General features: G+C 66.4%; 11 protein-coding genes. 5 read left to right on the top strand and 6 right to left on the bottom strand.

What is annotated here, in order from left to right:
* Genes J2X65_RS01475 through J2X65_RS01460 form a run of 4 tightly spaced genes read left to right on the top strand, consistent with a single transcriptional unit; the run spans position 1 to position 3,304 of the window.
* The gene (locus J2X65_RS01475) at positions 1-330 is read left to right on the top strand and encodes an L-rhamnose mutarotase (protein WP_310196955.1); all 330 of its coding nucleotides are present in this window, start codon (positions 1-3) and stop codon (positions 328-330) included.
* A gap of 27 nt (positions 331-357) precedes the next feature.
* Positions 358-1,089: an SDR family oxidoreductase gene (locus tag J2X65_RS01470; protein ID WP_310196953.1), complete on the top strand. Its 732-nt coding sequence runs from the start codon at positions 358-360 to the stop codon at positions 1,087-1,089.
* A 24-nt stretch (positions 1,090-1,113) separates the two neighbouring features.
* On the top strand, positions 1,114-1,959 hold the full coding sequence (locus J2X65_RS01465; protein WP_310196950.1) for a fumarylacetoacetate hydrolase family protein: 846 nt from the start codon (positions 1,114-1,116) through the stop codon (positions 1,957-1,959).
* Positions 1,960-1,993: 34 nt separating this feature from the next.
* Entirely contained in the window at positions 1,994-3,304 is a 1,311-nt protein-coding gene (locus J2X65_RS01460) for an L-fuconate dehydratase (RefSeq protein ID WP_310196947.1), read from the top strand.
* A 76-nt stretch (positions 3,305-3,380) separates the two neighbouring features.
* Here J2X65_RS01460 and J2X65_RS01455 read toward each other — a convergent pair whose 3' ends face one another.
* Both J2X65_RS01455 and J2X65_RS01450 read right to left on the bottom strand, forming a co-directional pair.
* Positions 3,381-4,178, bottom strand: a complete 798-nt coding sequence (locus J2X65_RS01455) for an RNA methyltransferase (protein WP_310196944.1) — start codon at positions 4,176-4,178, stop codon at positions 3,381-3,383.
* 153 nt (positions 4,179-4,331) lie between these two features.
* On the bottom strand, positions 4,332-5,195 hold the full coding sequence (locus J2X65_RS01450; RefSeq protein WP_310196942.1) for a cycloisomerase: 864 nt from the start codon (positions 5,193-5,195) through the stop codon (positions 4,332-4,334).
* A gap of 243 nt (positions 5,196-5,438) precedes the next feature.
* Here J2X65_RS01450 and J2X65_RS01445 point away from each other — a divergent pair, with 243 nt between their 5' ends.
* Positions 5,439-6,650, top strand: coding sequence for an NADP-dependent isocitrate dehydrogenase (locus J2X65_RS01445; RefSeq protein WP_310196939.1), 1,212 nt, complete (start codon positions 5,439-5,441; stop codon positions 6,648-6,650).
* Between the two features lie 400 nt (positions 6,651-7,050).
* On the opposite strand, the gene J2X65_RS01440 is transcribed toward J2X65_RS01445, so the two are convergent.
* The 4 genes from J2X65_RS01440 to J2X65_RS01425 form a co-directional block, all read right to left on the bottom strand.
* Entirely contained in the window at positions 7,051-8,301 is a 1,251-nt protein-coding gene (locus J2X65_RS01440) for a cyclic nucleotide-gated ion channel (RefSeq protein WP_310196937.1), read from the bottom strand.
* A gap of 60 nt (positions 8,302-8,361) precedes the next feature.
* Complete coding sequence (gene alaS, locus J2X65_RS01435; RefSeq protein ID WP_310196935.1) at positions 8,362-11,013, bottom strand: alanine--tRNA ligase; 2,652 nt, start codon at positions 11,011-11,013, stop codon at positions 8,362-8,364.
* Positions 11,014-11,237: 224 nt separating this feature from the next.
* Positions 11,238-12,314: a recombinase RecA gene (gene recA, locus J2X65_RS01430; RefSeq protein ID WP_310196932.1), complete on the bottom strand. Its 1,077-nt coding sequence runs from the start codon at positions 12,312-12,314 to the stop codon at positions 11,238-11,240.
* Positions 12,315-12,431: 117 nt separating this feature from the next.
* A complete protein-coding gene (locus J2X65_RS01425; protein ID WP_310196929.1) occupies positions 12,432-13,655 on the bottom strand; it encodes a DUF1501 domain-containing protein in 1,224 nt (407 codons plus the stop codon).
* Position 13,656: the final 1 nt, after the last annotated feature.

The following is a 13,656-nucleotide window of genomic DNA, read 5'->3' as shown; positions in this document are numbered from 1 at the left end:
ATGCAACGCATGGGCATGATGATCGGGCTCGAACCCGACATGGTCGATACCTACAAGCAGCTGCACGCGGCGGTGTGGCCGGAGGTGCTGGAGTTGATCAGCCGCTGCAACATCCGCAACTACACGATCTTCCTGCGGGAGCCTGAGAACATCCTGTTTGGCACCTGGGAATATCACGGCACCGATTTCGCCGCCGACATGGCCAAGATGGCGGCCGACCCGAAGAACCAGGAGTGGTGGAAGCTGACCATTCCCTGCCAGCGCCCGCTCGCCACCCGTAAGGAGGGCGAATGGTGGGCGATGGCGGAAGAAGTCTTCCACCTCGATTGACCGATAGCGAACAACGGAGAAGTGGCCATGGCCAATCTTGAGGGCAAGACCGTCCTCGTCACCGCCAGCGCGCAGGGCATCGGCCGGGCGAGCGCCCTCGCCTATCTGGCCGCCGGCGCCAAGGTGTACGCCACCGACATCAACGAGACGCTGCTCGCCGAGTTGCCGGCCTCCGACCGGCTCGTCGCCGCCAAGCTCAACGTGCTCGACGACAAGGCGGTAGCGGATTTCGTCGCCGGCATCGGCGCGGTCGACGTGCTGTTCAACTGCGCCGGCGTGGTGCATCCCGGCAGCATCCTGGAGATGAAGGACGGCGACCTCGACTTCGCCGTCGATCTCAACATCAAGTCGATGGTGCGCACCATCCGCGCCGTGCTGCCCGGCATGCTGGATCGCCGCGAGGGTGCCATCATCAACATGGCCTCCGTCGCCTCCTCCATCAAAGGCGTGCCGAACCGCTTCGCCTACAGCGTCACCAAGGCAGCGGTGATCGGCCTGACCAAGTCGGTCGCGGCCGACTACGTGGCGCAGAACATCCGCTGCAACGCCATCTGCCCCGGCACGGTGGAAAGCCCCTCGCTGCAGGAACGACTGCGCGCCCAGGGCGACTACGAGACCACCCGCGCCGCCTTCATCGCCCGCCAGCCGATCGGCCGCATCGGCACGCCGGAGGAGATCGCCGATCTCGCCGTCTATCTCGCCGGTGCCACCTACACCACCGGCCAGGCCATCGCCATCGATGGCGGCTGGTCGCTCTGAGCCACGCACGGAAGGGATGGTTCCATGAAATTCGTGCGTTACGGCGAGGCAGGCCAGGAAAAGCCGGGCCTGATCGATGCCGAAGGCCGCATCCGCGACCTTTCGGCCCATGTGCCGGACATCGCCGGCGCGACGCTGGATCCCGCCGCGCTCGCCGCGCTGTCCGGCCTCGATGCCGGCGCACTGCCGCTGGTCGCCGAGGGTACCCGTCTCGGCCCCTGTGTCGCCGGCGTCGGCAAGTTCATCTGCATCGGGCTGAACTTCTCCGACCACGCGGCGGAATCCGGCATGGCAATGCCACCCGAGCCGGTGGTGTTCATGAAGGCCACCTCGGCGATCGCCGGCCCTTACGACGACGTGCCGATCCCGCGGGGTTCGACCAAGACAGACTGGGAGGTCGAGCTCGCCGTGGTCATCGGCAAACGCGCGAAATACGTCTCGCAGGACGAGGCGATGGACTATGTCGCCGGCTACTGCGTCTGCCACGACGTCTCCGAGCGGGAATTCCAGCTCGAGCGTGTCGGCCAATGGACCAAGGGCAAATCCTGCGACGGCTTCGGCCCGATCGGCCCTTGGCTGGCGACCAAGGAAGCCATTCCCGATCCGCACAATCTCGGCATGTGGCTGAAGGTGAACGGCGCGATCATGCAGAATGGCTCGACCAGGACCATGGTCTACGGCGTCGCCTATCTGGTCTCCTATCTCAGCCAGTTCATGTCGCTGCATCCCGGCGACATCATCTCGACCGGCACGCCGCCGGGCGTTGGCCTCGGCTTCAAGCCGCCGCGCTACCTCAAGGCCGGCGATGTCGTCGAACTCGGCATTGAGGGCCTCGGCTCACAAAAGCAGACCTTCGTTCCCGACCTCTGATCCTCGCTCCACCGATCCTGCCGGAGGCTCCGCCATGGCGAAAATCACCGATATGCGCATCGTCGATCTGCGCTTTCCCACGTCGCTGTCGCTCGACGGCTCGGATGCGATGAATCCGGACCCGGATTATTCCGCGGCCTATGTCATCCTGGAGACCGACGTTCCCGGCCTCGAAGGCCACGGGCTGACCTTCACCATCGGCCGCGGCAACGACATTTGCTGCATGGCGATCTCCGCCATGCGCCATCTCGTGGTCGGCACCGAACTCGACACCGTGCGCGCGGCGCCTGGCAAGTTCTGGCGCCATCTCACCAGCGACAGCCAGCTGCGCTGGATCGGCCCGGAGAAGGGCGCGATGCACCTCGCCACCGGCGCGGTGGTCAACGCCTTCTGGGACCTGCTCGCCAAAGAGGCCGGCAAGCCGGTGTGGCGCCTGGTGGCGGAGATGTCGCCGGAAGAGATCGCCGACATCGTCGATTACCGCTACCTGACCGACGTTCTCGACCGCGACGATGCCCTCGCCATCCTGCGGCAGGCTGAAAGCGGCAAGGCCGCGCGCATCGCCACCCTCGAGGCCGAGGGCTATGCCTGCTACACCACCTCCGCCGGCTGGCTCGGCTATGACGACGCCAAGCTGCGCCGCCTGTGCCAGGAAGCCATCGACGCCGGCTTCAACCATGTGAAGATGAAGGTCGGCCGCGACCTGGAAGACGACATCCGCCGCCTCACCATCGCCCGCGAGGTGATCGGGCCGGACCGCTATCTGATGATCGACGCCAACCAGGTGTGGGAGGTGGACGAGGCCATCGACTGGGTGAAGAAGCTCTCCTTCGCCAATCCCTTCTTCATCGAGGAGCCGACCAGCCCCGACGACGTCGCCGGCCATCGCAAGATCCGCGAGGCCATCGCGCCGGTGAAGGTCGCCACCGGCGAGATGTGCCAGAACCGCATCATGTTCAAGCAGTTCATCGCCGAAGGCGCCATCGACGTGGTGCAGATCGACAGCTGCCGCATGGGCGGGCTCAACGAGGTGCTCGCGGTGCTGCTGGTGGCGGCGAAGTTCGGCTTGCCGGTATGGCCGCATGCCGGCGGCGTCGGCCTGTGCGAATATGTGCAGCACCTGTCGATGATCGACTACATCGCCGTGTCCGGCACCAAGGACGGGCGGGTGATCGAGTATGTCGACCATCTGCATGAGCACTTCCTCGATCCCTGCGTGATCGAGAACGCCGCCTACATGCCGCCCCAGCGGCCGGGCTTCTCCATCGAGATGAAGCCGGAAACGCTGGAGGCCTTCGCCTATGCGCCGGTGGTGGAAGCCGCACCGCTGGCCCGCACGGCCTGAAGCGCCAACCCTTCACACCCTCTCCCCATTGGGGAGAGGGCAAGGCGAGCACCGCCAGCGGCCGGATACCGGGCGTTCAGCTCTCGCGCCTGGCGCGGCGGGCGGCACGGCCTTCCCGCCCCTCGACCAGCGCGGTGATCATGCCGTGCAGCGTCGCCAGATCCTGCCGGGTCAGGCCGACGCGATGGAAGATGTTGCGGATGTTGCGGGTGGTGGAAGGCTGCTTCTCCGGCGAGCGGAAGAAATCGGCGGATTCCAGCTCCTGCTCGACATGGTCGAAGAAGGCGAAAAGATCCGCCTTGTCGGCAAGCGGCGAGCGCTCCGGCGGCTGGAACGGCAGCGCGCCGCCGGAGGCGAGCTTGTACCATTCATAGCCGACGATCGCGACGGCGGTGCCGAGGTTCAGCGAGGCGAAGGCCGGGTTCACCGGCAAGGTGAGGATGGCGTCGGCGAGCGACACCTCCTCGGTATAGAGGCCGGTGCGCTCGCGCCCGAACAACAGGCCGACATCCTCATTCGCGGCGAGGCGGCCGGCGAGTTCTGCGGCCATGGCGTCGGCTCCCATCACCGGCTTCGCCATGCCACGCTCGCGCGCCGTGGTGGCGGCGATGAACGTCAGGTCCGCCACTGCCGAGCGCACATCCGGGAACACCGCCGCCTGCTCCAGGATGCGGTCGGCGCCTGAGGCGAAGGTCACCGCCTTCGGATTGGGCCAGCCCTCGCGCGGATTGACCAGCCGCAGCCGTGACAGGCCGAAATTGCCCATGGCGCGCGCCGCCGCGCCGATATTCTCGCCGAGTTGCGGCTCGACGAGGATCACCACCGGCCCGCCCTCGTGCCAGGGCTTGGTGCTGTCGGTTCCCGCGCCGGGCATCAACGTACCTCCCTCGACGGCGGAAGGGCGCGGATGGCGGGCGGGAGGATGCAGGAAAGCTCGGACATGCGCTCCTCCTAGAGCATGTCCGAGCAAATTTGAACGGGGTTGGTGCCCGTCAGGCCCGCTCGTGGGCGTCTATTCCAGCGGATCTCACGACCGCGGCGGCAGACGGCTCACCGTGACGTCGTTCGGCCCGCCGGTCTTGTTGCGGATCAGACCCCACACCACGCCGCGCTCGGCGGGATCGAAGGCGAAGCCCTGCCCGCCGATCTCGATCGGGATGGTCTCTATCCATTGCATGACCGACCCCATCTCCGGCGGGGCGACGACATAGAGCTCGGCATTGTCGTGGCCGGTAATGTAGAGCCGCCCGTCCGGCCCGAAAGCGCCGCCGGAATTGCTCATGTCCTGGAAGCGCGCCACCAGCGCATCGGGATAGACGAACGCCTCGGCAATGCTCCAATCGGGGTTGAAGCGCACGATCTGGGTGTTGAACTTGTTGCCATAGGCGAGCGGGCTCTTGTCGAACACCCGGTTGTAATTGGCAAAGGCACCCCACCAGCGGCCTTGCGGGTCGCGGTCGAGCCAGGTGAACGAACCGCGCTCGATACCGAAGCTGTGGCTCTCCAGATGCCTCAGCGTCTCGGCGTCCCATATCTCCACCGAGCTCACCATCGGCCAGTCCGGATAATTGGAATGAGCGGTGTAGAGCTTGCCGTCGCGCACCACGCCGCTGTCGAGATGCAGGATCGGCCCACCCTTCGGCCCTTCCCATTTGGCGACCTGCTTGCCGGTCTCCTTATCGAACTTGGCAATGGTCCGGTTGTCGATCGCATAGAAGGAGCGCTCGGCGACGGCGACGGCCTGACGGGCCTCCGGCACCTGCACACGGCGGATCGTCTCGGCCGCCGGCCGCTGCTCCTGGGCAAGCGCCGTCCCGGCGCAGGCGGTGGCCAGCAGGGCACCGGCGACGATCGCCCGGCGCTTCGTGGTGAAAACGGATCGATTGAACATGGACGTCTCCCATGGCGGCGGCGCGCACGCGGCCGCCAAGACTGTGTGACGCCCGCCGCCTAGCAGCACCGCATGAACCTCAGGCGACAATCCCCTGCCCGGCCCTCGGCAACTTGCCAGAAAGTCGGTGCCCGAACCGCTTTCGTTTGACCCAAGGTCGCGGTATCACGCTCGCACCGGCGCCTGCCGCGCGGACTGGCGCCGAGGCCCCATTACGAAGCTGCTTCCGCGCGAGGTAGAACCATGGCGAAGATCAAAGTCGCGAATCCCGTCGTCGAGCTCGACGGCGACGAGATGACCCGCATCATCTGGCAGTACATAAAAGACAAGCTGATCCACCCCTATCTCGACATCGACCTGGAATATTACGATCTCGGCGTCGAGAACCGCGACCGCACCGAGGATCAGGTGACGATCGATGCCGCGGAAGCGATCAAGCGGGTCGGCGTCGGCGTGAAATGCGCGACCATCACCCCCGATGTCGGCCGGGTGAAGGAATACAACCTGAAGAAGATGTGGCGGTCGCCGAACGGCACCATCCGCAACATTCTCGGCGGCGTGATCTTCCGCGAGCCGATCATCTGCAAGAACGTGCCGCGCCTCGTTCCCGGCTGGACCCAGCCGATCATCGTCGGCCGCCACGCCTTCGGCGACCAGTACCGTGCCACCGATTTCACCGTGCCGGGCAAGGGCACGCTGACGGTGAAGTTCGTCGGCGAGGACGGCACCACTATCGAGCACGAAGTCTACAAGTTCCCCGGCGCCGGCGTCGCGCTGTCGATGTACAACATCGACGAGTCGATCGTCGAATTCGCCCGCGCCTCGCTGAACTACGGCCTGATGCGCAACTACCCGGTGTACCTCTCCACCAAGGACACCATCCTGAAGCAGTATGACGGCCGCTTCCGCAAGATTTTCCAGGACATCTACGACGCCGAGTTCAAGGCTGAGTTCGAGAAGCGGAAGATCTGGTACGAGCACCGCCTGATCGACGACATGGTCGCCTCGGCGCTCAAGTGGTCCGGCGGCTATGTCTGGGCCTGTAAGAACTATGACGGCGACGTGCAGTCCGACATCGTGGCGCAGGGCTTCGGCTCGCTCGGCCTGATGACCTCGGTGCTGATGACGCCCGACGGCAAGACGGTGGAAGCCGAGGCCGCCCACGGCACGGTGACCCGTCACTATCGCGAGCACCAGAAGGGCAAGGAGACCTCGACCAACTCCATCGCCTCGATCTTCGCCTGGACGCGCGGCCTGTCGCATCGCGCCAAGCTCGACGACAATGCCGAGTTGGCCACCTTCGCCGCCACGCTGGAGAAGGTATGCGTCGACACCGTCGAGGCCGGCGACATGACCAAGGACCTCGCTTTGCTGATCGGGCCGGACCAGAAGTGGCTCTCCACCACCGGCTTCCTCGACAAGATCTCCGATAATCTGCGCAAGGCCCTGGCCTGACACGATTATCCAACGGCGGGATGGGGGTCTCTCCCATCCCGCACGTGCCTGTGCCAGAAGGCGGAAATGCGCCGCTACCTACCGCGCCGAACGGTGCCGATAACACCGCGGAACGAGTGGGTGGCCCCGCCACCTCGGTTATGGCCCGATGCTCGGCTCGGCATCGAATGCCGTCACGGCCGTGGCGGCGCGACCCGACCACGCCGCAGGGATCATGCAGGAAATACCGGCGAATATGGCTGGCGACTGGCTCGCTGAAGCTCAGGCGAACGTGACCACCGAGCTACCCTGGGCGCGCTCGTGCCAATTCCGGAAGGAGCCTGCTCCGCCGATTGGGCGGGGTCAAAGCCTAAGCGCTCCCTTTCAAACCGATAGGCTCCACGCCCCGCCTTACGGGACTTCAGTCCCTCTCGTCCTTCTCGGGCACTTCACCGGCGGCAATATCGCTGCGCCGGCCGACGGCGTGCGGGCCGTCCTCATCCTTCGCCATGCTGCGGATGCGCTGGCCGATGCCGGGGTGATGACGAATGACCTCGGCCAAATCCTCGGCATCGAGCGCCAGCAGCATGCAGCGCCGCCGGGCGCGAGCGGTGGCGGCGCGGCGGGTGTTGTGCAGCAGCGCCATCTCGCCGAAGAATTGCCCGGTGCCAAGCACCGCCGTCTCATCGCCGAACTCCAGCTCCACCTCGCCCGAAGCGATGAAATACATCGAGCGCGCCTGCTCGCCGCGCCGGGCGATGATCTCCCCAGGCTGGGCGGTGTGGGCGGAAAGCACCTTGTGAATCTCGCCGATCGCCGCGGCGTCGAGATCGGCGAACAGGGGCACGCGTGCCACCATGCCCCAGGTGATCACGAAATCCCGCCGCTTGATGATGTCGACGAAGGCGGTGGCGATGATGCCGACCGGCAGCGCGATCATGATGATCCCGGTGAGCATGGTCAGCCCGGCGATCACCCGCCCGATCGGGGTCACGGGGTAGACGTCACCATAACCGACCGTCGTTACCGTCGACATGGCCCACCACATCGCCTGCGGGATCGACCCCATATGGTCGGGCTGCACGCTGCCCTCGGCGACATACATTGCCGAGGCGGCGATAAGAACCGCCGCCACCAACAGCCAAAGGCAGGCGAGCAGCGATTGCCGTTCCGAGCGCAACACTTCGAAAAGAGATTGCATACCAGGCGAATAGCGGGCGAGCTTCACAAACCGCATCAAACGGAGGATCGCCAGCGTGCGCAGATTGACGCCCCACAGCGCCGACAGCACGAAGGGCAGCCACGCCGCCAGGTCGACCAGCGCCGGCAGGGAGCGCGCGTAGCGCAGACGGGCCGTCCGATGGCGCAGGCCGCGATAGCGCGGGTCCTCCGGCGCGATCCACAGCCGCAGCGCGTACTCCAGCGCGAAAACGATCAGAGAAAGGGCCTCGAAGCCGCGCATCAGCGCGGCGTCGTGCAACAGCAGGCTCGGCACGGTCTCCAGCACCGCCGCGACCACATTGGCGAGCACGAGGCCGATCAGCCCGGCGTTGACCCAGCGGCCGACCCGGTCCTCCGAGGCGTTCCCTTCCAGTACCTCGTAAAGCCGACGCCGCAGGCCGCGGCGCCCGGCGCTCGACAACCAGCCGCCATGCTGCCCGCGGGATGCCATGATGCCACGTCCACTCCCGAAAGCCCGCTTGATCCACCGCCGCAGCGGTGGTGGTGCCCGTCAGCCGGCGAGCGCCGCCTCGATAGCCTCCAGCGCCGCTGACGCATTGGCTCCATCCGGCCCGCCGGCCTGCGCCATGTCGGCGCGGCCGCCGCCGCCCTTGCCGCCCAAGGCCTCGGCGCCCCGGCGCACCAGGGCCACCGCGTCATAGCGATCGGTCAGATCCGGCGTCACACCTACGACCAGGCCGGCGCGTCCTTCCTCGGTAACCGCGACGATCGCCACGATGCCGGAGCCGAGCCGCTTCTTGCCTTCGTCTGCGAGGCTCTTGAGATCCTTGAGATCGATGCCGGAGACCTGCCTGGCCAGCAACCTGATCGAGCCGATCGTACGGGCCGGCTCCTCGGCCGCCTCGCCGCCGCCCATCGCCAGGCGGCGGCGCGCCTCGGCAAGCTCGCGCTCCAGCTTGCGCCGCTCCTCGACGAGCTGGGCGACACGCGCTTCGACCTCGCCGACGGGCGCCTTCAGCACCGCCGCCGCCGCCTGCAGCGCCTTGCCCTGTGCATCGAGATGATGGCGTGCCGCATCCGCGGTCATCGCCTCGAGGCGTCGCACGCCCGCGCCAACAGCGCTTTCGCCGAGCACGGAGACAAGTCCGATGTCGCCGGTGCGGCCGACATGGATGCCGCCGCACAACTCGATCGAATAGGGGGCGCCATTGCCCGGATCGGTCCCCATCGAGACCACCCGTACCTCATCGCCATATTTCTCGCCAAACAGGGCCCGAGCGCCGGAGGCGATCGCGTCGTCGACCGCCATCAGCCGCGTCTCGACCGGCTCGTTGCGCAGGATCACCGCATTGGCGATGTCGGAGACCTGTCCGATCTCTTCTTCGCTCATCGGCTTGGGATGGCTGAAGTCGAAACGCAGGCGATCCGGCCCCACCATCGAGCCCTTCTGCGCGACATGATCGCCGAGCACCCGCCGGAGCGCCTCATGCAGCAGATGCGTCGCCGAATGGTTGGCGCGGATGGCACGGCGGCGAGCGTGATCGACCTCCAGCGCCAGCGCCATGCCGGACGTCAGCGAACCGCTCTCCACCTCCACCTCATGCACGAATACGTCGCCGAGCTTCTTCTGCGTATCGAGCACCCGCGCCTTCACCCCACCCTCGCCGGTGAGGACGCCGGTATCGCCGAGCTGGCCGCCGGATTCGCCGTAGAACGGCGTCTGGTTGAGGACCAAGAAGCCGCGACCACCGGTAACGATCTCCGAAACCTCGACGCCGTCGGCCAGCAGGGCGACGACCGAACCTTCGGCGATCTCCGTGCCATAGCCGAGAAACTCGGTGGCTCCCACCTTCTCGCGGATGCCGAACCAGACGGCATCGGTCGCCGCCTCCCCCGAACCCGACCAGGAGGCCCGCGCATCGGCCCGCTGGCGCTCCATAGCCGTGTCGAACGCCGCGGTATCGACGCTGATGCCGCGGGCGCGCAGCGCATCCTCGGTCAGATCGAGTGGGAAGCCATAGGTATCATAAAGCTTGAAGGCGGTTTCGCCGGAGAACTTCGCCCCATCGCCGAGGCCTTCGCTCTCCGCTTCCAGGATCGACAGGCCACGCTCCAGCGTCTTGCGGAAGCGTGTCTCCTCGAGGCGCAGGGTTTCGCTGACCAGCGCCTCGGCGCGCACGATCTCGGGATAGGCACGCCCCATCTCGCGCACCAGCACCGGCACCAGCCGATGCATCAGCGGATCGCGGGCGCCGAGCAGCTGCGCATGACGCATCGCCCTGCGCATGATGCGGCGCAGCACATAGCCGCGCCCCTCATTCGAGGGCAGCACGCCATCCGCCACGAGGAAGGTCGAGGCCCGCAAATGATCGGCGATGACCCGATGGCTCGCCTTCTGCGGACCGTCGGCGGTGACATTGGTGAGATCCTCGACCGCGCCGGTCAGCGCGCGCATCAGGTCGATCTCGTAATTGTCATGCGTGCCCTGCAGCACCGCCGAGATGCGCTCCAGCCCCATACCGGTATCGATCGAAGGGCGCGGCAAGTTGATCCGCTCGCCGCTCGGCAGCTGCTCGAACTGCATGAACACGAGGTTCCAAATCTCGATGAAGCGGTCGCCATCCGCATCCGCCGAGCCGGGAGGGCCGCCCGGAATGTGCGACCCGTGGTCGTAGAAAATCTCGGAACAGGGACCGCAGGGACCGGTATCGCCCATCTGCCAGAAATTGTCCGAGGTCGGGATGCGGATGATCTTGCTCTCGGGCAGCCCGGCGATCTTCTTCCACAGGTCGAACGCTTCGTCGTCTTCGTGGTACACCGTCACCAGCAACTTCTCGACGGGAAGCTCGAACTCGCGGGTGATCAGGTTCCAGGCGAACTCGATAGCATTCTCCTTGAAATAATCGCCGAAGGAGAAATTGCCGAGCATCTCGAAGAAAGTGTGATGCCGGGCCGTGTAGCCGACATTATCGAGATCGTTGTGCTTGCCGCCGGCACGCACGCATTTCTGCGATGTCGCCGCCCGCGAATAGGGCCGCTTCTCCATGCCGGTGAAGACATTCTTGAACTGCACCATGCCGGCATTGGTGAACATCAATGTCGGGTCGTTACGCGGCACGAGCGGCGAGGAGTCCACCACCTGATGGCCATTCTTCGCGAAATAATCGAGGAAGGCCGACCTGATCTCGTTGACGCCGCTCATCGAACACTGCCTGTAGAAAATAGACCGCCGGCAGGTCCGCCGGCCCGCGCCGGAGCAGCGCGAGCCCCGGTTCTAACGAGGCCGCAATAGCTTGTCCAGAAAGGCCTCGTGCCAAGCCCGCCCTGTCCACGACAGGGCCGTCGTCCACTGAGCGGACTGGACGACCGCCTGGTGAGACGACCGCCTGGTGCGCGAAACGTCGCCGAACCGCCCCAGGTGCGCCCTCAGGCGTCGGCGTCGTCCTCGCTCCCCGGCTCACCGGCAAGGATCTGCTCGGCGATGAGGCCCGCATTTTGCCGGATGGTTGCCTCGATACGGCCGGCGGCATCCGGATTCTGGCGCAGGAAGTTCTTGGCGTTCTCCCGCCCCTGGCCGAGCCGCTGGCTGTCATAGGAGAACCAGGCGCCGGACTTCTCGACGACCCCCGCTTTGATGCCGAGGTCGATGAGCTCACCCATCTTCGAGACACCCTCGCCATACATGATGTCGAACTCGACCTGCTTGAAGGGCGGAGCGAGCTTGTTCTTCACCACTTTCACGCGGGTCTGGTTGCCAACCACCTCCTCGCGCTCCTTGATGGAGCCGATACGGCGAATGTCGAGACGAACCGAGGCGTAGAACTTCAACGCGTTGCCGCCCGTGGTGGTCTCCGGGCTGCCATACATCACCCCGATCTTCATGCGGATCTGGTTGATGAAGATCACCATGGTATTGGAGCGGCTGATCGAGCCGGTGAGCTTGCGCAAGGCCTGGCTCATCAACCGCGCCTGCATGCCCGGCTGGTTGTCGCCCATCTCGCCGTCGAGTTCGGCCCGCGGCGTCAGCGCCGCCACCGAATCCACCACCAGCACGTCGACGGCCCCCGAGCGCACCAGCGTATCGGCGATCTCCAGCGCCTGCTCGCCGGCATCGGGCTGGGAGATCAGCAGATTGTCGAGGTCTACCCCGAGCTTGCGGGCATAGATGGGGTCGAGCGCATGTTCGGCATCGACGAAGGCGCACACGCCGCCCTTCTTCTGCGCCTCGGCGATGGTATGCAGCGCCAGCGTGGTCTTGCCGGACGATTCCGGCCCGAAGATCTCGATCACGCGCCCACGCGGCAGGCCGCCGATGCCGAGAGCGATATCCAGCCCCAGCGATCCGGTGGAGACCGTTTCGACCTCCATGATCTTGTCGTTCTTGCCGAGCCGCATGATCGAGCCCTTGCCGAAATGCCGCTCGATCTGTGAAAGCGCCGCGTCCAGCGCCTTGGCCTTGTCCATGGAAGATCCTTCGACGAGTCGCAACGTAGATTGAGTCATTGCCGGGCTCCGGGTCGCAAGCAAGCGTTTTGCTGAGATTTCGCGAATGTACCCTGTTTGTTCCGCGTTCGCAATATGTTCCCGAACTACGTCATCATCGCGCCCGATGCCGGACCCTCAGGCCACCAGGTCCTTGAGCGGGGCCAGCCCGGCAGTGTCGGGAAACACGTCGCGGGCGAGATAGCCGGCCGGCGCGCCGAACAGGTCGGCGAGAATTCCCTTGGCCACGCTGCGCACATCGGTGGTCGGACGCAGGTCGCGCCCGTCCAGCAGCGCCGCGTCGGACAGGCCCGGCCAGTCGGCGATCACCCGGCCACCGCGAATGGCGCCGCCCGCCAGCAGCACCACGGTACCGGTGCCGTGGTCGGTCCCCCGCGTGCCGTTGATCCGGGCGGTGCGGCCGAACTCCGTCACCACCATCAGCGCGGTATCCTTCCATGTCGGCCCGAGCGTCTCGGCGAAAACCCCGATGGCGTCGTCAAGGCCCCGCAGGCGGTTGGCGAGCTGGCCTTTCACGCCTCCCTCATTGGCATGGGTGTCCCAGCCTTCGAAGGCGAGGCCGGCAATGCGCGGGCCTTCCTGCTGCGCCAGCAGGCGCGCGGCACCGAGCGCGGTCCGGCTCATGCCCTTCGGATCGGACAGGCCGCCCTGGCGCCGGATCGCCGGGCCGTTCATCGCGATGAGATCCTCGGTCTTCAATCCCTCGACCAGCATCCGATGCAGGGCGGGATCGCGCTCGGCATAGAGCGCGGCGAGACGGTCGGCGAGATCGTCGCCTGCCGGGGGCAGGACCGCCGGGCTCCAGCCGAGCACCGGGGCCGGCCCGCGCACCACCAGGGGAGCCACCGGGCCGACACCGAGCGCGCCGGCCGGAGCGACGCGATCGCCAGCCGGCAGGCCGGCAAGGAAGCGGTTCAGCCAGCCGGTCTCGATCTTCCCCGGGGCCGGCTGGCCGCTTTCCAACACGTCCTGGCCGTCGAAATGCGAACGCTCGCGATAGCCGGTTGCCGCCGCATGCACGACGCTGGCCTGCCCTGCCCTATAGAGCCGGGCGAAGTTCGGCATCGAGGGATGCAGCGCGAAAAAGCCGTCGAGCGGCAGCGCCGGGATCTCGCCATCGAGCGAGAGCGCAAGATCGCCATGCAGACCGGCATAGGCCGGATCGCCGACCGGCGCCACGGCGGCGAGCCCGTCCAGCGCGCCGCGCAGGACGATGCAGACGAAGCGTGCATCCCGCCCGCCGGCCGCACCCGCGATCCGCGGCATGAAGGCCCAGGCGAACAGGGCGCCGGAGGTGCCGAGCAGCGCGCGACGGGACAGCGAGGTCTCGCAGAGGTCCAAT

It is taken from the genome of Ancylobacter sp. 3268 (genome assembly GCF_031456575.1).
Classification (GTDB): Bacteria; Pseudomonadota; Alphaproteobacteria; order Rhizobiales; family Xanthobacteraceae; genus Ancylobacter.
This window is presented reverse-complemented; position numbering and strand designations above follow the sequence as displayed.